Source organism: Danxiaibacter flavus (assembly GCF_041060425.1).
GTDB lineage: Bacteria > Bacteroidota > Bacteroidia > Chitinophagales > Chitinophagaceae > Danxiaibacter > Danxiaibacter flavus.
Map to the genome: position 1 here is coordinate 90783 of NZ_JAULBC010000002.1, position 24151 is coordinate 114933.

General features: G+C 40.8%; 14 protein-coding genes. 8 read left to right on the plus strand and 6 right to left on the minus strand.

The window, feature by feature from the left end; genetic code table 11:
* Nucleotides 1-5 precede the first annotated feature (5 nt).
* From QTN47_RS06130 to QTN47_RS06140, 3 genes are all read left to right on the plus strand, one after another.
* Nucleotides 6-137, plus strand: a complete 132-nt coding sequence (locus QTN47_RS06130) for a hypothetical protein (RefSeq protein WP_369328457.1) — start codon at nt 6-8, stop codon at nt 135-137.
* 62 nt (nt 138-199) lie between these two features.
* A complete protein-coding gene (locus QTN47_RS06135; RefSeq protein ID WP_369328458.1) occupies nt 200-385 on the plus strand; it encodes a hypothetical protein in 186 nt (61 codons plus the stop codon).
* A 13-nt stretch (nt 386-398) separates the two neighbouring features.
* Entirely contained in the window at nt 399-623 is a 225-nt protein-coding gene (locus QTN47_RS06140) for a hypothetical protein (RefSeq protein WP_369328459.1), read from the plus strand.
* 338 nt (nt 624-961) lie between these two features.
* On the opposite strand, the gene QTN47_RS06145 is transcribed toward QTN47_RS06140, so the two are convergent.
* From QTN47_RS06145 to QTN47_RS06170, 6 genes are all read right to left on the minus strand, one after another.
* A complete protein-coding gene (locus tag QTN47_RS06145; protein ID WP_369328460.1) occupies nt 962-3346 on the minus strand; it encodes an ABC transporter permease in 2385 nt (794 codons plus the stop codon).
* 612 nt (nt 3347-3958) lie between these two features.
* Nucleotides 3959-7057 (minus strand): T9SS type A sorting domain-containing protein, encoded by a 3099-nt coding sequence (locus QTN47_RS06150; RefSeq protein ID WP_369328461.1) that lies wholly within the window; start codon nt 7055-7057, stop codon nt 3959-3961.
* A 403-nt stretch (nt 7058-7460) separates the two neighbouring features.
* On the minus strand, nt 7461-7880 hold the full coding sequence (locus tag QTN47_RS06155; protein WP_369328462.1) for a response regulator: 420 nt from the start codon (nt 7878-7880) through the stop codon (nt 7461-7463).
* 4 nt (nt 7881-7884) lie between these two features.
* On the minus strand, nt 7885-11568 hold the full coding sequence (locus tag QTN47_RS06160; protein WP_369328463.1) for a PAS domain S-box protein: 3684 nt from the start codon (nt 11566-11568) through the stop codon (nt 7885-7887).
* Nucleotides 11569-11709: 141 nt separating this feature from the next.
* Entirely contained in the window at nt 11710-12816 is a 1107-nt protein-coding gene (locus QTN47_RS06165; RefSeq protein ID WP_369328464.1) for a sensor histidine kinase, read from the minus strand.
* A gap of 34 nt (nt 12817-12850) precedes the next feature.
* A complete protein-coding gene (locus QTN47_RS06170) occupies nt 12851-16216 on the minus strand; it encodes a GAF domain-containing hybrid sensor histidine kinase/response regulator (RefSeq protein WP_369328465.1) in 3366 nt (1121 codons plus the stop codon).
* A gap of 405 nt (nt 16217-16621) precedes the next feature.
* On the opposite strand from QTN47_RS06170, the gene QTN47_RS06175 reads away from it, so the two are divergent.
* From QTN47_RS06175 to QTN47_RS06195, 5 genes are all read left to right on the plus strand, one after another.
* A complete protein-coding gene (locus tag QTN47_RS06175) occupies nt 16622-17023 on the plus strand; it encodes a response regulator (protein ID WP_369328466.1) in 402 nt (133 codons plus the stop codon).
* 16 nt (nt 17024-17039) lie between these two features.
* Nucleotides 17040-18203, plus strand: a complete 1164-nt coding sequence (locus QTN47_RS06180; protein ID WP_369328467.1) for a HEAT repeat domain-containing protein — start codon at nt 17040-17042, stop codon at nt 18201-18203.
* Nucleotides 18203-19642 (plus strand): glycosyltransferase family 2 protein, encoded by a 1440-nt coding sequence (locus QTN47_RS06185; protein ID WP_369328468.1) that lies wholly within the window; start codon nt 18203-18205, stop codon nt 19640-19642. The genes QTN47_RS06180 and QTN47_RS06185 overlap by 1 nt, the downstream gene beginning before the upstream one ends.
* A 92-nt stretch (nt 19643-19734) precedes the next feature.
* Nucleotides 19735-21234, plus strand: coding sequence for a glycosyltransferase family 2 protein (locus tag QTN47_RS06190; RefSeq protein WP_369328469.1), 1500 nt, complete (start codon nt 19735-19737; stop codon nt 21232-21234).
* A gap of 27 nt (nt 21235-21261) precedes the next feature.
* A complete protein-coding gene (locus QTN47_RS06195; protein WP_369328470.1) occupies nt 21262-24147 on the plus strand; it encodes a tetratricopeptide repeat protein in 2886 nt (961 codons plus the stop codon).
* Nucleotides 24148-24151 lie beyond the last annotated feature (4 nt).

The following is a 24151-nucleotide window of genomic DNA, read 5'->3' on the forward strand; positions in this document are numbered from 1 at the left end:
GCCGTATGCAAGGCACACAATATGGCCAGGGATTTGCAGGAATATTAACAGCAAGTAAAGGCATTGTGAAAAAGTCAGCGGGTAAGCCAACGGCACCAAAATCAAAAACATCAGTTAAAAAAAAGAAAGCTAAATAACATTTACTCCGGTATTCAAAAATGGTACATCTATTGCTTAATTAGTTGCAAAATAAATGCGAATGAAGAAAATTATAATTACCGCTGCTTTGGTTGGCGCTGCTACGGCTGCATTTATACTCTACATGAAAAACCGGTATATTGCGCCCTTTACCGGCGATGAAGAATATTTTGATGAGGATGATGAACACAAAACCATGTTTAACTTTTATGGCTGGCCGGTGAAGACGATAGATGAACTTGGATAAACAATTTTTACAGATGGAAGACTTACTGATTAATGTAACAGAAATTGAAGAATGGCAGACCATAGGTGATGAAAGTTCATTAAACCGCCTGTTTAAAAAAGCACGAGTCCATGCAATTGGGGGTGGAACAATTATTTTAATCAGAAAGAATAAAGATGGGTCGAGTTATGCCTTCGATAAGCTTAGCAATGAAGCCGACCTGGAAGAATACCGCAAAAAAGTCTACAAGTATATTTGAGTTATATTATACGTAATACGTTGTACGTAGCTGTTCAGTTTTGCATTTCTATCCTATTCATGGCAACGTAATATTTTTCGGGTACTGTATAAAACGTAGAACTTACAACGTACAACTACCCGCCAGCACAAATACCCACCACGTTATATTGGTTCGATAAGTAAAATTATTTTTGCCACTTGTTTATTGCATACCAGCCGACCTGGAAGAATACCGCAAAAAGTCTACAAGTATATTTAGGTTGTACGTGATACGTTTTACGTTATAAGTTGCTGTTCAGTTTTGGAATTCGTAAACAAACACGTACAACGTATAACGTAGAACTTACAACGTACAACTCATTCCGTTCTCAGGCTCTTAACAGGATTTTCAACTGCAGCCTTTACAGCCTGGAAGCTGATCGTTATAAAAACAATAAGCAACGAGCCTATACCGGCCAGCACAAATACCCACCACGTTATATTGGTTCGATAAGCAAAATCATTCAGCCATTTGTTCATTGCATACCAGCCCACCGGTGAAGCAATCAGAAACGCAATGAAAACGAGTTTGATAAAGTCCATTGAAAGCAGCCCGACAATATTTGAAACGCTTGCTCCAAGCACTTTTCTTACCCCTATCTCTTTTGTGCGCTGAATGGTGCTATAAGACGCAAGCCCCAACAATCCGAGACATGATATAAAAATGGTCAGTATGGCAAAATTGAAAAACAGACTTCCAAATTTATTTTCTGCCTGGTATTGCTGATTAAGATATTCATCAAGGAAATTGTATTCAAACGGTCTGTTAGGAATGATATGGTTCCAGCTTTTTTCAATCGCTTTTACGGTTTGTTTGATATTAGCTGTGGCTATTTTTATAGATATCGTTCCAAATGATCCGGGTTCTATGCGCATTGTCAGCGGCTGGATATCCTGTTGCAGTGATTTATAATTAAAGTTTTTCAGCACGCCAATAATCACACCCTGTCTGCCCCACTGATCAAACTTTCTACCCACTGCTTCCTGAGGTGTTGCATAACCGAGAATCCTTGCCGCGCTCTCATTAATCACCATCGCCTTTGTTGAATCAGTAGGGTACTCTTTTGAAAATGCCCTTCCCGCAACCACTTTCAATTTGTATTGGTCGATGTAATTGAAGTCCACGAAATACAGATTCAGGTTGGTCTTCTGCATTTCGCCGGTTTTGTTTTCAACCTGGGAATAAGCAGATGTATGATCACTGCCCGGCACACTGGAAGAATAAGTGCTGGATATAACGCCCGGTATTGATGCCAAAGATTGTTTGAATGCATCTTTGTTCTTATCATAATTAGTATTGATGATCATTTCCTGATCCTTGCTAAAGCCGAGATCGCGATTGCGCATATAACTCAGTTGCTTGTAAACAACGATGGTACTAACTATTAAGACAATGGAAATAGTAAACTGAAAAACAACAAGACTTTTCCTTAACGTAACACCCTTTGTGCCGGTAGAGAAACGGCCCTTTAACACACTGATCGGTCTGAATGATGATAATACCAACGATGGATAAAAACCTGCAATAAACCCAATCACAATTGCCAGCACAAATAAGATCAGAATATTACTGTAATCGCTAAAAACATTTGTGCTTATTGTTTTGCCGGCCAAATGATTAAACAAAGGCATTAGCAACTGACACAATAAAACCGACAATACAAATGCAATCATGCAGATAATAATCGACTCCCCTAAAAACTGTTTTGTCAGTTGATACCTGGCCGCTCCGACTACTTTACGTATGCCCACTTCTTTTGCACGCTCGGCACTTCTTGCCGTTGTCAGATTAATAAAATTTATACAGGCGATAAGCAGAATGAAAATAGCAACGATTGAAAAAATATTTACGTTGCTGATACTTCCTGATACAAACCCATCGCGTTTTGATTTCAGATAAACATCGCGCAAAGGCTCCAGCGTTAACGTCTCAAACATCTGCAGTTTTTTGCTTTCTTCACCATGATGAAATTCCATAAACGCCGGAAGTTTCTTTTCGAATGCTTTCGCGTCTACATGAGGTTTTAGTAAGAGATAGGTGTAATAATTATGATTGGTCCATTCACTGTCTGAAGTTGGATAGCCATAGATCTGCCTGAATGAAGACATGGAGACCAGCATATCTGCTTTTATCTGGGAATTTTCGGGAATATCTTTCATTACCCCTGTAATGGTCGCGTTTATGGCTGCACCAGTGAGCAATATTTGCTGGCCTAACGGATTCGCCTTATTGAAGTATTTTTTGGCGAGCGATTCAGACATTATAACACTCATCGGTTCGGTAAGTGCTGTCTTCTTGTTGCCGGCTATAAGCTTAAAATCAAATACGTTGAAGAGGGTCGAATCTGCCAGAACAACTTTTTTCTCCTGGAATTTCATTTCACCTTTTCTTATCAGAAATTCATCGCGCGTTACGCGTACCGCATCTTCCACCTCGGGAAAATCCTTTTTTACATTGATGGCAATCGGAGTGGTTGTCATTCCGGTCCTGATCGTTTCCGTAGGTGTCTTCACATCTGTAACAACCCGGTAAATACGATCAGCTTTTGAATGAAAATTATCATAGCTTTTTTCAAAGCTTACATAAATAAATATCAGGAACGCGGACGTCATTCCAACAGCCAGTCCCATGATATTAATGAACGAAAATATTTTATGCCTTGAAAGATTTCTGAAAGCAGTTTTCAGGTAGTTTTTTAGCATGGTCTGTAATTTACTTATTAAGCTTAATTGCCACCGGCGTAAAAAGCTACCAAGTAAATGCCATTCTTATATCTACTTCAATTTCAATTTATTGAATCAATTTAAAACAATAAAACCGTGCGCTTTTGATACAACTAATGTCCGCTAATGATTGCCTGAAGAACAGTGTCATTTAGTTAAGGATGATTCGCTGGTGTTGCTCCGTAGGAGCATCCCGTTTGTAGAAAGAAAAAAATAGATCACTCAAGCTCCGTTAGGAGCTACCTGACAAGCGTCACAGGAGGCTCCGCTGGAGTCCGACGATATTTTAAAATCCTGATTTTCAAACAGGAAGCTCCGCTGGAGCTTTATATGCTCTTAACTAAATGACATCGGCCTGAAGCCAACAGATTTTTAATAAAAAAACCGCAGATGCAAAAGCAAGCTGCGGCTGAAAAAACCAAAACCACCGACGTTTATTTTAAGTTGTAAGTTGTACGTTATACGTTATACGTTTTACGTTATATGTTGCAGATCAATTTTTCATCTTCGTTAGTCCAACCTTTCAACATATGACCTCCTACCTTTCGCTACCATAAACGTATAACGTATAACTTACGACGTACAACTTCTCTATCCTTTCGTAAACTGTATTGCCTTTGTAACCTTTTTACTTTGTACCTGAATGAAATAGTTACCGGACTTCAAACCTGACACGTCAAGTTGTATATTGTTCTTACCATCGGCATTGTATTTTGTCTTACTTAGCACTACACCTTTCATATCAACAACTGATACTACAATGTCTTCCATTGCTGTATTTATTTTCAGGTTGATAAGAGATGTTGCCGGATTAGGAAAAACAACAGCCTTTATTTCAGTTTCTTCCGGCTGCAGCTGTTCTTCACTTATGGCCCGCATTGCGGTTACCGCAGCGGCTTTCACTGTAACAGTAATTGTTTCCTCATCATACAAGGCAGGTGATCCATTATCTGTAACCCTTACTTTGAATGTAAAGTTGCCTATAGCAGCCGGCTTCCATGAAAACGCCCCGGTAGTTGAATTAATGGTTGCCCCGGAAGGTGCTCCTATTAAAGAGTAAGTAAGGATTTGGCCAGCATCCGGATCTGTGCCTTTTGCAGTAAATGTGAGCGTAGTATTTACCACCACCGATTTGGCTCCAATAGCAGCCAGTACAGGCGTATCCGGAACGGGTGTTACAGTAACGCTTACAATAGCTGCCGGAGATGTAAGACAGCCAACACTAACTGTAAAAGAAAACTGATCAGCGCCTGCGTAGTTTGCGTTAGGTGTGTATGTACGGTTTGCACCTGTGCCACTTATTTTGCCGCGTGCGGGATTAGCCGCTATATTAAAGGTTAACGGAGAACCGCCAGATCCGGTTAATGTTACTGCTTTTGCCTTGTCCTCTGCAGTAGTAATAGATTGTGCATTTGCCACCAGGTTATTAATTGGCGCAGGTATTAAACCACCGGTCGGCGCACCGCCATCTGTAACCATGTTAAAATGTCTGAGTATGGTATAAGTACCTGCTGTGGTTATTTTAAACAAAGTGCCGGCACCGTATGTTCCGCCGCTGCTGGTCATTCCGTATAAGTTGTTGTCGGTACCAATCAACAATGTTCCTTTCGGAAATCTGCCATCGGTGGCGTTGTTGAGGTGTTTAAGCGTTTTGAATGTTCCTGTGGCCGAAATTTTAAAGATCGTGCCGCCACTGTAAGTGCCACCACTGCTTGTTGTGCCATAAAAATTACCATCAGAATGTAATACCAGGCTTCCTGCAGGTGCTGCACCATCTGTTGTACTCACCAGCGCGCGTAGTATTGTAAAAGTTCCTGAGGTAGTTATTTTAAATATTTTCGGATTGTTCAGCGTCATCCCATACAGCGCTCCATCTGCGCCTTTTACGAGATTACCTTCGGGATTGGCTCCGTCATCGGCACTTTTTAAGTGCCTTAATACAGTAAAGGTTCCTGTAGTGGTTATTTTGAAGATAGTGCCGCCTCCGTTAGTTCCGCCAGAATTAGTCATACCGTAAAGATTTCCGTCCGGAAGCTGAACCAGGCTGCCCTGCGGGTAACCGCCGTCTGTAGGGCTATTCAGATGACGGATCACTGTATAACTGCCTGTTGGTGTGATCTTAAAAATGGTACCGTGTCCGCTGGTTCCTCCTTCAGATGCCATGCCATAAAAATTGCCATCGGTAGCTTGTATAAGACTTCCTTTGGGTAATCCGCCATTTACATTGCGGTTGAAAGAAAATAACGTAGTGGTCTTGCCGCCGCATATTTTAAATATCGCACCGTAGTTATAGGCACCACCTGTACTGTTTGTTCCATAGTAAGCACTATCTTTTCCTTTTACCATTGTTTCCAGTGGTGCATTGCCTGTAGCGGCTCCCCAAAACGAAGCCAGCACTGTAAGGGCACCTGCGGTAGTTACTTTAAAGGCCGTACCGAACAAACCGGGGCCTGCTGTGCTTGTCATACCATACAGGTTACCATCATCGCCCCTGGCCAGGCCGCCATTGGCAGTAGTACCTTCGGTTGTTGCGACAAAAGAATGCAGCACCGTATATGTGCCGGTAGTAGAAATTTTGTAAACTGTTCCGGCAGTGTTTAAGCCTCCGGTTCTGTTAAGTCCATACAAAAAACCATCCGTATTTTGCATCAGGTTGCCATAAGGAACACCACCATCTTTTGATGATGCCAGGTGTCGCAATACCGTGTATACACCCGCAGTTGTTAATTTGAAAATTGTACCGTTGCCATAGGTTCCGCCGCCGTAACAATTTCCATAAAAATTACCATCAGATCCTACGATAAGATCACTTTGCGGATAGCCTCCATCTGTTGCGGAATTCAGATGTCTAACAACAGCAAATGATGCACCGGAGGGCGCAATTTTAAATATTGTGCCATAATTGTAGGTGCCTCCCCAATAGGTAAGACCATACAGATTACCATCCTTGCCTTCTGTAAGACTGCCATAGGAATTGCCGCCATCTGTAGTCTTGTTCAGTGAACGGAGTAAAGTAAATGCACCAGCTGGAGTTATTTTAAAAATTGTTCCATAGCCATTCGCGCCACCACCGTATGTGAGGCCGTAAAAGTTACCGTCCTTTGCCTGTACAAGATGCCCCTTAGGATTTGCTCCGTCTGTGGCGTATGCGAAATGTCTCAGAACAGTAAATACACTGCCATCTGTGGAGATCTTAAAAATAGTACCATAGGAGTTTGTTCCTCCGGCACTGGTTACACCATACAAAAAGCCATCAGTTCCCTTTATTAGTTCTCCGTTGGGAGAAGATCCATCCTGTGCCGGGTTAAGCTGTCTCAGTATGGTAATTTCACCAACCGGCGTCATCCTGAAAATAGTTCCTCCGGAAAATGTGCCTCCGGTACTTGTCATGCCGTAAAAATTACCATCATTGCCTTTCAGCAAGTCACCATTGGGCGTTTTCCCCCAATCAGCAAAGCCGCTAATAATACCGAAGCTGGTTCCATTTGTTTTGATTGTAAAAGCAGTGCCTCTTCCCGCGGGTCCACCATTTGAAGTTAATCCTGCCATAACCTCCTGCGCATGCAGGTTCGTGGTCAATTGTAGAAAAAACAGGAAGAAAAGAATGAAGATAAAAACAGGTAGTTCATAAACCTTTTGCTTCTTCAGAGGCAAAGCAATGCCATCTCCGTGAGTAAAAGTGTTTCTCATACAAAGTTTTTTAAAGCTTATAAGTTGTTTGATAATGACTACATCGTCATCGAGGCGCAAAGCTTGCACACAAAAAATGCTTATGCAACGGAAATATGTATGAATTGGTAAAAAAGGATGATTAATGGTATAAATAAGCCGCTAAATAATTTCAGCATTAACGCCCGGTGCGTTAGAAATAAACCATAGTAACCTGATTTAAATAAGTTCCGGCACAAATCCCAAAGGCTACCGCTCAATACTCCCACTCCCATCTCCTTCTCTTCCTGTCTTACATGTCTTACATGTCTTACTGTCTTACTGTCTTACATGTCTTACACGTCTTACATGTCTTACTGTCTTACTGTCTTACATGTCTTACACGTCTTACATGTCTTACATGTCTTGCTATCATACTATCTTCTCATTTATTGAAGTATTTTGCCAATCCCGGGCGCGTCTTCAACTCGTTAAGTTTGGATACATTGATAGGCTTATTGACAAATTCCAGGATCACCGGGTGATTCTCTGCAGTAAACTGATCCTCCGGGTTTACGCTGGACGTGAGTACGATCACTTTGGTATCAGGAAAAAGCGGGTAATACGTTTGTTCAAATTCAGCAAGAAATTCCCAGCCATTCATTACGGGCATATTCAGGTCAAGAAAAATGAGCTCGGGCACCAACGCATTCTTATCTGCGGCGAACGCTTTATAAAAATCCAATGCCAATTCTCCATTTTCAGCAAACAACATTTCTCTGCAAAAAGCGGCTTTAGGTAAAATTAACTTATAGAGCATCAGTGTTACTGAGTCATCGTCGATGCAGATGATTTTATTGATCACTTTATCAGGGTTTGAAGGTTATGGTAAATGTAGAGCCTTGATTGACCTTACTTTCGAGTTGAATTTTTCCTCCTGAAGATGTTACCTGGGAATGAACAAGAAACAGTCCGATACCTTTGCTGTCAGGGTAATTGTGGAAGCGCTGGTACAGGCCAAATATCCTGTCTCCGATCCTTTTAAGATCGAAACCGAGACCATTGTCTGTGAATAATAATTGTACGCTGTTGTTTTTCATACGAGATTTTACGGATATTTCCGGCGTTCTGCCCGGATGAGCATATTTTAATGAGTTTGTAAGAAGGTTCATAAAAATGCTCTCTAAATAATTTTTGTTGAACATCACAGTTTCTGCTTCGGTAAAATCAACGTGGATCATTGCATTTGATTTCGCCGCCAGTTGAGATGTTGCACTTGCTATAGCGTTCCAAACATCCTGAAAATGTAACTTCTCAATGTACGGATTATTCTGTTCTTTGATAATAAGAACATTCACCAGGTCATTGATCGTTTCATTAAGGAGCCAGGTGGATTTTTTAAATCCGTCCATCAGCAGCGTCATCGTCTCATCTGTGATTGAATCATAATCTATCAGCTCGGCAATACTCATCAGATTGGTTAGCGGAGCGCGCAGATTATGAGATGTAATATACGAGAACTGTTTTAATTCTTTGTTATTTTGGGTGAGCTCTTTAATCAGCTGATCTTTTTCCAGCTCACTTTTCTTCCGGTCTGTGATATCGCGCTCTATGGAAATGAAATGTGTGCACTGACCAGCTTTATTAACCACCGGGACAACAGAAATACTTGACCAATATTCATCGCCGTTCTTTTTGCGGCTGATCACCTCAATCTCGCAAGGCTTCCGCTGATTGATGGCTTTACCTAATTTTTGAATCTCTTTCTGACAGGTTCTGGGTCCATGGAATATAGAAGGATGTTTTCCCAACACTTCTTCTTTTGAATAGCCGGTTAACTCAGTTAGTGCATCATTCGCATAAAGAATAACAAGGTCTGCAGCAGTTTCAGGAGCATTGGATATTAATACCATGTCCCGCGCATTGGTAATAACCGATTCAAACAATTTCAACTGTTGCTCTTCATTCTTGCGTGCTGTCACATCCTGCATGGCACCAATCATCCGTACCGGTCGCCCTTTGTCATCAAACAACATAAAGGCGCGATCGTACACATAGGCATATTCGCCGTTAGATTTTAAATAACGGTATTCATCCTGCCAAACACTGGACGATGCATCTTTAAGCTTTTTCGCCATGCTTTTCGCTATACGCCTGCGGTCGTCGGGATGTATGCGATCGAAAAAGATTTTATTATCTCCTTTTTCTTCCTCGTACCCGAAAAGTCTTTTGTAGCCTTCTGCACAAAATATTTCTCCGGTTAAAAGGTCCCAGTCCCATATAGCATCAGATGTTGCCTTGCTGGCATAATCATATCTTTCGTTGCTTAGCTTTAATTTAAGTTCGCTTTCCTTCTCTTCAGTTATATCCTGCACCACACCCTCAAATATTGGTTGCTCATCCTTGCGGAAAATAATTACAGCTTTTTGCATCAGCCATTTCAGCTTGCCGTTGTGAAGAATAACGCGATGCGTTATAGGATAAATTTCCTTTCCGGCTAATGCATCCCTGAAACCTTCGTCAAATAAATGTTGGTCGTCTGGATGTATTGAGTTATAGAACGTGTCATAGTCAGGAGTAAACAGCTCCTCATCCCGTTCAAATATTCTGTAAACTTCTTTGGACCAGAAGATCGCGTTATCTTTTAGGTCGAAGCTCCAATACCCGAGCTTGCCGATCTGTTCAGCCCACTCCAATTGTTTGTTGGAGTGCAGTAATTTTTCCTGCGCTACTTTTCTTTCTGTAATGTCTTTGAAATATACTGAAACGCCCTTTTGTGAAGGATAAACGCTGGCCTCAAGCCAGATATTCAATGGGGCATAATATTCTTCAAAATGACCAACAACCCTTTCGTTCATCGATTTTTCCAAAGCAGCGTAAGAAGTGTGTTGTGTTGTTTGACTATATACTTCCCACAAATTTTTGCCAAGTATATTTTCCCTTGGCATCAGCAGTAACCGTTCCGCCTCCCTGTTCCAGTATGTAACAATGTTCTGATCGTTCACAGCAAAGAAAGCATCCTCAATACTTTCCAGGATCTGCAACTTTTCCTTATTGGCATTTTCAATTTCTTCCTGTGCTCTTTTCTTTTCCGTTATATTTCTGAAATATACGGTCATGCCTGCTTCTGAAGGATAGATGTTCAACTCTATCCATTTATCAAGAAGGGCTATATATTGTTCAAGGGACCTTGCGGTGTTTTCCTTTTTTGCAGCAAGGCAGGTTTCATAAATCCCCATCTCCCCTACTTCAGGAAATGCATCAAGCAAAACCCTTCCCAATACCTGCGATCTGTTAATGCCCGTTACCTTTTCAGCCTCTTTGTTCCAGATCGTTATTATCCAGTTATTGTCAAGCGCGCAAAAACCATCCGTTATACTTTCCAACAGCGTTGTTATCCGTTGATTGTATTCGCGCAGTTCACGCTCCAGTTGTTTACGCTCCGTAATGTCTGTGTGAATTCCGTAAGCCGCTACCAGTTCTCCCTTTTCATCTTTTACAGCGCCGGCACTTAAATAAAAATCCTGTACATCATTTCCTTTCGTTATTAAACTAACATCACCACTCCAGTAATTGCCCGAAAATATGGTTAACATTACATCTGCAGCCTGTTGCTTATCTTTATAAACCCCTAGTATCCCTCCTGCATCAGCTAGCTCTTGTTCGGTTTTGCCCAATGTCTTTCGCATTGATTCATTCATGAATATAGGCATACCATCTTTGCCAAGCAACCCAATTGCATCTTTAGAGTTATCAATGATGTTTTTGTATAAGAGAAGATCGTTTTCAGCCTTTCTCTTTTCAGTTATGTCATCTGCAACAACCAGCGTTATCCTTTCATCATCCTCTTTTAGTTTGCAACAAGTGTATTCAACCCATATTTTTTCGCCATTCTTTTTTCGATGCAGATCTGTACCTGTTTTAGTGAACCCGGTCTTTTGTCTTTCAACAATTTCATTACCGAAGCCATATGCAATATCAGCAATAGTCATACTTAAAAACTCATCCTTTGAATATCCATAATGAGCTACTGCTGCTTCGTTTACATCTACAAAACACATGGTTTCGTTATCAAACATCCATGAAGGAAGCGGACTTTTATCAAATACTATTTTATAATCATTTTCCGCATGTATGAGTTCTCCGTTTAATACAAGCTCGTGTTCTTCAAAAAAAAGATCGGACTTCAAGCGATATATTTCAGACTCAACGTCATCTGCAGAAAGTGTAGTAACACTTAAAAATAGAAATTGCAATATGTTGCCTTCATATACCGGATTTAAAACTACCTGTCCGTATTCACTTGTTGAAACAGTGCATGCTGACCGTTCTGCAACACATTTTATGAGAGAGAAAATTAAAGGGTTAATATCGTGATCAGAAAATATTGCGCTTTCGCAAAGCCCTTGATTGGTGAACAATTGACGGGGTTGATCCAGCAATCTGGAAAAGCCGCCATTCAGTTCGTCGATACGCCAGCCAGCCTCACAACTTTTCAGCAGTAACGAGGGAAAATTCAGCGCCCGAAGAATGATATTGTATTGAATACCCATAGTAGCAACTCAGCATAAACGCCCGGCTGTATACAAAAAAATATGAAAATATCTATTTCTCTCTATTTAACTGCCGGAAATAACAAACGATTGTCTAATTCGACGAATGATCATCAAAATTTGACTTTTTTTTATTATGAATCATTTCATCCATTCAAAATAAAACACACTTCCTTCCGAATAAAATGAATCAACCCAAACTTTACCGCCCTGTTCTTCAACCAGCATTTTAAACACATTTAGTCCAATGCCGGTACTGCTTTCCCTTTTTGTGAGCGTATTTCCTGTCTCAAAAAGGTTGAATACTTTTTGCTGATCATCAGACGCAATGCCGGGACCGTTATCTTTCACATAAAATACATAATGATCTCCTTTGTCTTCATACCCAACCTCTAAAAGGCCGGCCTCTTTATCGTTGTACTTAATGGCGTTACTTAAAATATTTTGAAATACCTGTTGAAGTTTTATTTTTCGTGTAAACAGAACCGGCATCTTTTCCGGCAGAACAATTGAAATATTCTTTGGAGGTAACAATGTATTCAAAATCTGGCCAAGCATTACCCGGACATCCAAGATCTCTTTAGCCTGCTGTGAATGGCTCACTTTCGAGTACTTCAGTAAGGCATCTATCATACCGGACAGGTAATTAACGGCAGAACCCAGCATGATGATATTGCTTTCCAGCTCCTGGTCGGTCATTTCATACCTGTTATACTCCAGCATGGAGATAATTGTAGAAACACCTGCAAGAGGTGATTTCAGATCATGAGAAACTACGTGTACAAAGCGCTCCAGTTGTTTGTTGACTTTCTCCAGCTCTTCATTTGACCGTTGCAGTTTGTGCTGATAAAAGTACAGCTGCTCAAATACATTTACTTTGGCACGTACTAAATTAACATCCAGCGGCTTTTGCAGATAATCAACTGCACCTTCTTCAAAACCACGTAATATGTAATGTTCTTCTTTACTGATTGCCGTAACAAAAATGATGGATATGTTTTTTGTTTTAGGATTGGATTTCAGCAGCCTGGCCACTTCAAACCCGTCTATATCCGGCATCTGTACATCAAGCATAATCAGCCCGATGTTATTGTTCTTCAATACAAGCTTTAACGCTTCACCACCTGAAGAAGCTTTTAGAAATCCCCTTCCTTCACCCTGCAATATATCTTCAAGTACAATCAGGTTTTCCTCCTTATCGTCCACTAAAAGAATATTAAACGGATATTGTATCTCAGGCTTACTCATAATTTACCGTACTCTTTTAACCTTTTATTATTGATTACTTCCTTGATAACCATACACGCATTAGAGAAAGCAGCTTGCTTGCTTCAAACGGCTTTGACAGATAGTCTGACGCTCCCGCCTTTATGCATTGTTCACGGTCTTCCATCATTGCTTTTGCCGTCAAGGCAATTACCGGTGTTTCCTTATATAATAGCATCTTACGGAGCCGGGCAATTGCCTCAAGCCCATCAACTTCAGGCATCATAACATCCATCAGAATGATGTCTATATCTTTACTTTCGGTAAGCATTTCAAGTGCTTCCCTCCCATTTGCAGCTGTTACAACAGTCATACCCTGTTCCTCCAGCAGCACATTCAGCGCAAAAACATTCCGTATGTCATCATCTGCTACAAGTGCTTTTTTATTCTTTAGCGAGCTATCCGGCAAATAGTCCGGAGCCCCAACCGTGGAATTTGCGGCCGTTTCATTTTCAAACCTGTTCAGGAACAATTCCAACTCATCAATCAGGCGCCTGTGAGCCTGTGTAGAATGCACGATTGTTACATCAGCGATCTTCTTTAGCGTAAGCTCATCAAAAGCAATGCCGTTATCATCCAGGTAAATAATTACAGGTGTGCCGGCAAATGCATCCTGCTTTTTAAGATCAGCAAGCGTATTCACACTCTCAGCCACATCATTCCTTATATCGGCTATTATACAATCATACTTTGTTGTTACAGCTTTATGCATTGCCTCTTTAATAGAAAATACATAATCCGGCACTATATGAAAATGTACGTTATTTAACGCGTCTGAAAAGTTATTGTCTGCTAATGACCTGTCAGAATATATCAATACATGTTTGGCTTCGGTTTGCAATTTCATGCCCAGCAAAGCAAATGCCTCATCAAGACTTTCATTTGCCACCGGCTTTTTAAGATAGGTGATTACGCTGTTACCCGGCACTCCATCAACATCAGCGCCTGAAATTATATGTACAGGTATATCTTTCAGGTTTTCGTCGCTATTCAGTTCTTTTAAGGTGTCCCAGCCGTTTTTAACTGGCATATTCATATCAAGAATAATCGCATCCGGCCTTTGTTTTCTCGCAACGGATAAACCTTCTTCACCGTTGGATGCTATCACTGTCTCATAGTTTTTCGACGACGCATACTCGCTTAATACAGTCGCAAAATCCCTGTCGTCTTCAATAATGAGTAATGATTTTTTTGTCCTGCTCATCCCATTTCGGGCAGAATGGCCAGGTTTAAAATTTACGTCGGAATGTTGTATGCGGCCAGGGTTACTACTTTGTTCAGATACAGGGTTTACAGGGAGCTCAATTAAAAATGCGCTTCCGGTTCCCTTCTCGCTATTCATTGATATTGTGCCGCCAAGCAACCACACCAATTCTTTACTAATGGATAAACCAAGCCCGGTTCCGCCGAATTTGCGGTTAATTGAACTATCAGCCTGGGTGAATGCTTCAAATATCAACGATTGTTTCTCTTTCGATATGCCGACTCCGTTATCTTCCACTTTGATGATCACCTTGCCGTCAGTATCCTTGTTTTGCTTATAATCAAAACTTAAAGAAACAACACCATTTTTATCCGTGAACTTAAATGCATTGGAAAGAAGATTTTTTAGCACCTGTTCCAGCTTGCTTTTATCAGTAACAATACTGGCGGGACACTGCCGGGTAATAACAGTTGAAAAAGAGATATGCTTTTCTTCTGCAATTACAGAAAAAGTATCTCTCATACTGGTCAATATATCAGCGAGACTGGTTTCTTCCGTCACTATCTCCATTTTGCCGGCTTCAATTTTAGACAAATCGAGAATGTCATTTATCAACGAAAGCAGATCCTTACCGGATTTCTGAATGATCCTTGCATAGTTCACCTGCTTATCTGCCAGGTTGTTTTCTTTGTTCTCTTCCAGCAAACGTGATAAAATCAAAATGCTGTTGAGTGGCGTTCTTAACTCGTGAGACATATTGGCCAGGAACGTTGATTTGAATTTTCCTGACTGTTCCAGCTCGTCAGCTTTAACTGATAATGCTTGCCTGGATAATTCCAGCGCTTCATTCTTCTCCTCCAGCTCAACGTTAATGTTTCTTAATTCTTCGTCCTGTGCTTTTAATTCTTCTTCAGACGACTGCAGCGCCATCGCCTGCTGCGTCAATTCTTCATTGGTCTGTTTCAGCTCTTCCTGTTGGCTGATCAGCAATTGTTGATGTTCTTTTAAGCGGCCTAACAAAGCATTTTCTTTTTCTTTTGCCTGCACAGAATTAAGTCCTGCCGCTATATTGTGAACCATCACTTCAAAAAAATTGAGCTGGTACGAGTTGAATGAACTGAACGAAACAAGCTCAATCACGCCGGCAAGTTCATTCTGTATAAACAGCGGAATACAGGCTATTTCCATAGATCCTGAAACATCCTGCGCATTGGAAAAACGCCAGTAATTGGCGGGCACCTGTTTAATGATTTTTAATTTGCGCTGGTCTACTGCTTGTGAAGAAATCAATCCTTCCAAAGCGTATAGTTTTACTGACTGTGCCTCAAAGCCACTTGAGGCCTTTAACTGAAGTGCTTTTTTTTCCCTTTCTTCAAATATGTAAAAAGCGCCGGCCGGAAGCTCAAGTATTTGTATAATGGAATATAGAACACGCTTTGCAAACGTGTCGGTATCGTTTACAGATTGAAAATCCTCATTCAATGTTGCTAAGCCGGTAAGTAGCGCATTTTTCTCTTTTGTTTCCTTCATCAGCCTGTCTGATTGCCTTATAGTATGCTTCAGCTTGTCCTGCATAACACTTCTTTTATTGAACTCTGCGTAGACTCTTGTGCATAAAAAACCTATCAAAAAAAGGATGATAGCAGTTCCGGCAATGTTGGTCCATGTGGAGATGTTCCTTTGCGCAGCTGCCCTGGCCATTCGTACCTCAAGCAACGAATATTCGGTCGCTATCATATCACGTAAAATAGCATCAACGGCAGCAAGCAGGTCATGTTTTTTCACGTGCCCAGATTCGTTCTGTCCATCTTTCAACAATGCCGTTCCGTTATAAAGACAGACAGATAAAGAATCTATTGCTGCAGACAGCCTGGCCGACCGTTTAACCTGCGGCTTATTATCATGAATAAGTGTGTTTAGCACTTCAACTTCGTTGTGAATTGCCGCTTCGCGAACGTATGCATCCTTTTGTGATAATTTATCGCTGTCGAGGGCCTGGTCCTTTATGTGAAGAGAGATATTCTGTAATTTGTCGATAACCTGCAGCGTATGATGCGTCCATTGCTCGGCACCCCTGCTCTCTCCTGAATTGTAAAAGAACAATATACATAGGGATAATACGATAGCTGCAGCAAATAAGACACCCGCAAACAGTCGGATCTTTAACGGTATTTTCATGGATAAAGTCAGCTCGGAAAATTATAAGTACATTTTAAGAATAACTACAAAGTGGCAAAATAAGGAATAAATTATATATACTATTAAAATAACATGCCGGATTTTATTAAAGGCACTTCAGAACGGGCGCTTCGGTGTGGCATTCCGCCGAAGGAGCGTCATATGCAGGACCTTTATTTTCAGCACTTCCGGTGGTTGTTATGCAATCCCACTGTTAATGGATTTTAATTTAACCGGAAGTTCCGGTCAGAATAGCCCGTTTTCAATCTTGCATGATTTGATATTAATAAAAGGATTATTATATCTTTATGTAATTATAATATCTGTGAACAAGTTATTTTGATAATTTCGCGGAATTATTTTTTTCGCCTTCCCCTTAAAAAGCTAACTATTAAATCCATTTACATGATTCACGAAGGAACGAATCCGATTCCGAACATCCTCGTTATTGATGATGACGAGATAATGCAGAACGTTATAGAAAAGGTTTTGCTCAGGGAAGGCTATAATGTTGAGGTTGCTAAAAACGGTAAAGAAGGTCTCAGCAAGCTTGAGCTTAAACGTTACAACCTTGTTATAACCGATATTATGATGCCCTACGCCAATGGCTTTGAAATTGTGAGTAAGCTTAAACAACATCCTAACACCAAAGACGCTTCGGTAGTTGTTATCTCCACCATTACACATGAATCGTCTATCCTTGACAGTTACAAAATGGGGGTGGATGAATACATCAGGAAACCCATCATGGTTAGCGAATTTGTTCTTCGTATCAAAAAATTATTAAGCAAACAAGCTACTGCCTGATCCAATATAAAAACCCATGGCTATTTTAGTACTTAATCCATTACAGGTCACTAATTTTTTTATGCCTGCTATCAGGAATTTTGCAGGGCTTCCTGTGATTATGCAGATAGCTATCTGTTTTATTATTATATCCGTTGCACTCATCGTATATATTCAGTTCAGGCTTTTTATCATCAGGTATAAAGGGCATCGCCTGGAACAGAAAAAAGCCAAGCTTGTTCCCTTTATAGACGGGTTGATTACAGAACATATTTTGATGCGGACGGATATTGACAGCAGCAGCGATGTTAACAGTATTATCATTGATACTGCTGCCTTTAATACACCGCAACTTTCCGGCAAAGAAAGCAGGCAGATCCTTATTGACAGGATCATCAGCTATAAGAAAGGTTTTTCTGGCACAATAGCGCTTTTGTTAAGAAAGCTGTACCAGGATCTTGAATTTGATAAAGTGTCTTACAAGAAGATGAACGCCTTTAAATGGAGCAAAAAGATCAAAGGCATTCGCGAACTGGTTGACATGGATGCTCCCATTTCTGACGTTATTGTGCTTCCTCTTACCAACAGCAAGCATAGAGAGTTGCGCGCCGAAGCCAGGAACGCTTACATTAAGCTAAGTAAGAACGAGCCTTTTAAATTCTTCGACATAAGTACGGAACCATTATTAATGTGGGAACAGATTGAACTTTTTAAAACCATCACAACCACTAAAGACATTTCCATTCCGAACTTTGCCCGGTGGATAACTTACTCCAACAACAAAAGCATTATCTCCTTCTGTCTTAAGCTAATTGTGCATTATAAACAGACAGATGCAGCGCCTGCAATAGTTAAGTTGTTAGACAATAAAGATCACACCCTGCGTGCTGAAGCTATCAACACACTTGGTAAAATAAAATATCTGCCTGCTGAAGATCAGCTGATCCATTTATACACCAATCAGCCCCTTACCTGTCAGTTAGAGATATTAAAGGCTATAGGCCGCATGGAAACAGGCAGGAACATTCAGTTTCTTAAACAGGAGTTTTTATACTCAACGGATTTTGATGTACGCAAAAATGCCGCAAAATCAATTATCATGTCTGATGCACAAGATCTCATCGATGAACTCTTCCAGAGCTCAACACCTGAGAACAAGCTGATCCTGAAGCATGCAATGAACCCTTTAATAAAATACTAATGCAGTTTATACTTGATAAAATAGCAAAGTTCTACGAAAGCTCCATTTTCATATATGGGATGGCGCTTTTGCTGGTATACGCTTTGCTGGGATTTTTTTCCTTTATTGCCATACGCAGATATTTGCGCAAGGAAAGCTATACCAATTATGATCATCTACTAACCTCTCCCCTTACTCCCGGTATATCTGTATTGGCACCCGCTTATAATGAAGGTTTGTCCATTATTATGAATGTTCGTTCTTTGCTCACGTTGAATTATCCAAGGTTTGAGATCATCCTGATCAATGACGGAAGTACAGATAACTCTATTGAGCAATTGGTAAAAGAATTTGAATTGGTTCCGGTGGACTTTGCCTACAATGCAAAATTGAAAACACAGCCGGTAAAAACAATTTACAAATCAACCAACACGGCGTTCAACAAATTAGTTGTAATAGATAAGGTAAACGGAAAGAGTAAAGCGGATGCAGTAAATGCCGGAATTAATATTGCAGCTTTTGATTATTTTGTTTGTACCGACGTTGATTGCATATTGGATAAGGATACTCTCCTGAAACTTATAAAACCGGTAATGGACGAAAAATCCAAGCGAGTAATAGCGACCGGTGCAACATTACGCATTGCCAATTCCTGTACTATAGATAGTGGTGTTATACTACGTATGAAGCCTCCCAGGCAGCTCTTGCCGAGGTTTCAGGAAGTGGAATACATACGTTCTTTTGTGCTGGGAAAAATGGGATGGACCCTTGTTAACTGCGTGCCAAACGTTTCCGGCGGGCTTGGCTTTTTTGACAAGGAAATAGCCATCAAATCAGGCGGCTACGATCCTCAATCATTTGGTGAAGACATGGAACTTATGACCCGCATGTGCCGTTACGCATACGACAATAAAATAGACTATGCTATCAGGTACATACCCATTACATTGTGTTGGACCGAAGCGCCTGTAACGGTAAAAATATTTATGCGGCAGCGTACAAGATGGGCCCGTGGACTTGCACAGCTCATGTACTCTCATTTTAAAATGCTCTTTAACCCGCGCTATGGCAGGGCTGGTTTAATACTAATGCCTTACAATTTCTTTTTTGAGCTACTGGCCCCTATAATTGAACTAACAGGTCTTATTTATTTTATATCGCTGCTTGTTGCCGGACGGGTTAATACTGAATACGCATTGTTGCTATTGTTATTTGGTTATTCCTATTCAGTAATGATCACCACACTGGCTATATTGTGGGATCAGATGACCTTTCGTTATTACAAAACCTGGCGCGAGGTATTGTTTCTTTGTTCAACAACTTTATTCGAATCCATCTTATATCATCCGCTGATTGTAATCTTTTCAATGCGTGGGTATTTCTATTTCCTTACAGGAAAAAAACATACCTGGGGCAATATGCAAAGGCAAGGCTTTGGTCAGGTCACAGCCAAAGCATAATTCAGTAAACATGGTATCAGAACATTAATCCGCACCTTATTTTTTTACCGGTTTTTAAGTAACCGAAATTGAAGGTATAATTATCAGATTATATGCAATCCATCTGGCATTACATTAAAAGCTTTTACGAAGGGGGTATATTCATATATGGCATGACTATGTTGCTGATGTATGCCCTTCTGGCTATACTATCTTATATTGCCATTATGCAGTATAAACGTAAAAGTGTTTATACTGATTATGCACAACTCACCAGTTCCTCCCTTGCGCCCGGCATTTCCATCATTGCTCCGGCTTTTAACGAGGGCGTGACTATTATTCAGAACGTACGCTCCCTTCTTACATTGAACTACGCCCTGTATGAAGTGATTATTATTAATGACGGAAGTACGGATGATACACTCGAAAAACTCATCACAGAATTTGAAATGCAACAGGTTGATTTTGCCTACAACGAAAAGATTGTAACGAAACCTGTAAGACGTATTTTTAAATCGGGCAACCCAGCATATGACAAGTTGGTTGTAATAGATAAGGTAAATGGAAAAAGTAAGGCTGATGCCTCCAATGCAGGTATAAACGCTGCCGCTTTTGATTATTTTCTATGTACGGACGTAGACTGTATTATTGAAAAAGATACACTCATTAAAATGATCCAGCCTTTTTTAGGTGAAGAAGATAAGAAGGTAAGACAGGTTGGTGAGCCATGTCCCGAATGCGGCTATGTACACATAATTGAGGAAAACAGAAGAGTGATAGCCACCGGCGCTACATTACGCATTGCAAATTCCAGCGATATTGAGGAAGGTGTGATTGTGAGAATGCGTCCTCCCAAAACACTTATTCCACGCTTCCAGGAAATGGAGTACATACGCTCTTATGTGTTGGGTAAAATGGGTTGGAGCCTGATCAATTGCGTACCCAACGTGTCAGGCGGATTAGGGTTATTTGACAAAGAAATAGCAATCAAGGCCGGAGGATATGATCCGCTTTCATTTGGTGAAGATATGGACCTCGTTACGCGCATGTGTGCCTACATGAAGGACAATAAACAGAAATACGCAGTACGTTATATTCCAACAACACAATGCTGGACAGAAGGACCGCCCAACCTCAAGATCTTCGGAAGACAACGTACCCGTTGGGGTCGCGGTCTTATTCAGATTATGACAATGCATCGCAGAATGATCTTTAACCCGCATTACGGCAAAATGGGAATGATCGTTATGCCTTATAACCTCTTTTTTGAATTTCTGGCTCCTTTTATAGAAGCTGTCGGCATCATTTATTATATATTCATCGTAGCCACAGGCAGAATCAATGGACACAATGCCCTGCTGTTACTGCTTTTTGTTTACCTGTATTCGGTAATGATCACTAGTATAGCTATTCTGTGGGACCAGTTTGTACACAGGAACTATAAAACATGGATCGAGGTATTTGGTCTTAGCCTGATGGCATTTCTGGAACCGATCATTTATCACCCACTGATCGTATTCTTTGCATTAAGAGGATATTACTTTTTCATCACAGGTCGCAAGCACGTTTGGGGAAATATGCAACGCAAAGGCTTTGGCGCGAAACCTGCTTAAAAACTTATAACACTAACCACAGTAAATATGGGAAGAAACCTTTTTTTGATCATTCTCGTTACAGCATCGGCTCTATTTGCCAACAATATCAGTGCACAGATGGCTGCAGATGTTGTAAACAAACTTTCCTCCACAGATGTGATTAACGAGATAAAAAAAGAAATAGACGTTAATCATAATTATGCGAGGGCGGTTGAGCTTTCTAAAGCAGCAGCAGCGAAATATCCTACTGATATGGATTTTCAGTTCTTATTGGGAAGAAGTTACCTGCTCGCAAAGGATTATAACAACGCGGAAACGGCTATCGGGAATGTGATCAAAAAAGCAAAGAATTATAAGGATGCCTACATTACAGCAGCGAATATACAAGTAGGGAAAAACCGCCCGGATATAGCGCTGGTATTTGTTGAAAGCGGGCTTCAGTTATTCCCTGACGATAAAGACCTCAATATAAAAAAGCTGCCGTTACTTCAACAAGGGAACGATGGAGTTAAGGCAGAACAATACGCAGACCACTTGATAAATTATTACAGAAATGACAAGGATGCAGTAGATGCTTATTTTGATTACAGGAGCACGATTGCCGGAAATTTTCTTCAACAGAAAAATTACGAACAGGCGATCATTCAATATCAAAAAATACTGGAGATTGACCCGCAAAATGATGCGGCCGTAAAACAGATCATCGACGCTGAAATGAAAACAGGTGATGTGGAAGGTTCGCTAAAAGAGCTAAACAAAGGAATTGCTATTACGCCTGATTCTTACGAATATCAATTGAAAAAAATATTGTTATTACAGGAATTAAAACGTTATCCTGAAGCTTTGGATGTGCTGCAGGCTATGATCAAAACCCATCCTAATGACAGCAAGCTCAGGCAACTGAACGTTGATCTGCGGCTGGAAGCGGGAAGGTATTTTAGAAATGCAGATCCATACGCGCAATATCAGAGTGTACTCGACATCTCGCCATCTAACAAAGAAGCGCTAAACAATGCTATTAACTATGCGATAAGCCATCGCATGTATGATGATGCTATTGTTTGGTTAAACAAAGCATTGAAATATTACAGCAACGATGCTGCACTGCTTCAGAAAAAAATGAGCGTATTACAAAGCATGCAGAAATACGGCGAAGCAGCCGTTATTGCGCGCCAATTGTGGAGTAGGGCGCCAAATAATGCGGCTGCAAAGAACATGTATATTGAACTGACATTTCAAAATGCGCGCGCACTCACTTCCGAACTACAATATGACAGCGCCTTATATTATTACAATAGTATATTGATTGCGGACCCAAATAATGCGCAGGCGTTAAATGCATCCGTAAACATTCTTGCATCTCAAAAAAATTATACAGAAGCACTGAATGCGCTGGATAAAACCCTTGCTTTTTCCCCAAACAACCAGGCGTTGTTGTTGAAAAAAGCCTCTGTCCTGATGGATGACGAACAATATGAAGCTTCTGCTCTGATGCTGGAAGATCTGATAAAAAAATATCCCGACAACAAAAAGTTCGTCAACGCATATATAGATGCCAATCTTGCTCATGCGAGGCAATTAATGCAAGCTGAAGAGATTGATGCAGCAGAAGAACCTTACGCCAAAGTTCTGGACGCACAGCCCAACAATATGGAAGCATTGAACGGCATTATTAACGTTGAGCTTACGCAAGGCAAAGGCAAGAGCCAGACAGCACTTGATCATACCAACCAGGCTTTAAAATATTATCCTTCATCCAGGGATTTTTTAATAAAAAAAGCGGCTGCGTTATCAGCGCTCGGCAAATACAATGAAGCCGTGGCGATCAGTGACAGTCTCATGAAACGCTATCCATACAATGCTAAAGTGAAAGATCTTTACATAGAGCAAATTCTGGCCTCTGCCAAAAGCTACCGTGATGCAGGCAATGATACAATGGCACTGCAACAGTATCGCAAAGCCTTGTTTACAAGACCGTCTGATTCCCTGGCGCTTGTTAATACGATCAATCTTTTAAATAGCGGGAAACAATACGATTCTGCGCTTGTCGTTGCCAACACCGCATTACAGTATTATCCTTCTAATGTTGATTTTTTAAGGAAACGGGCGTCGATACTTGACAGCAAGCAAGAATACGCTGAAGCAATTGTAACCGCAGATTCCATTGCCCGGATAAAACCGGATATGTACAGCCAGGATTATGCTGCATATCTGAGAAGCAAAACATTTAGGAACCAAATAGGCCTGATGTATCTTACCTCCCACATAGATTCTATGCAGGCAGCAAATATCGCATCTTTACAATACACCCGTTATAGCGGTCAAAACTCATATACGGCACGGGTAAATTTCGCTGGCAGGTCTGTGGGCACGGGTCTGCAACTGGAACTGGAAAGCTATCTGCACCATACCAGTAAATGGTATTCGTTTATTAACGTAGCAGCCGCAAATGAAGTAGTGTTTCCTAAATTCAGGGTTGCATATTCATTGTTCCATAACTTCAGCAATGGTTGGGAAGGAGAAATCGGCGGCCGCTATTTAAATCTTGATTCAATATCTACCGTGTCTGCAGTAGCATCCGTGGCTAAATATTTCGGCGATTTCTGGATCAATCTTCGCGGCTATGGTATTTCTGCCGAAAGCAATTTTTACCAGGCGGCAACTTTAACTGCCCGCCAGTACATGAACGATAAAACCACTTTCCTCTTTGCAGTGCTCGGCTTTGGTAACTCTCCCGATGAGTTCACGCGTAACTACCAGTTGACCAACAACCTTGGTCAAACTACCTACAGCATCGGTGCAGGTTTTCAAAAAACGTTCAGCTACCGCAACACATTCAGCATAAACGGGACCTGGTACAACCAAAAGATAAACGAGAAGAAGTATAGGAATCAGTATGATATTTATTTGTCGTTCTACAGAAAGTTTTAGGAAG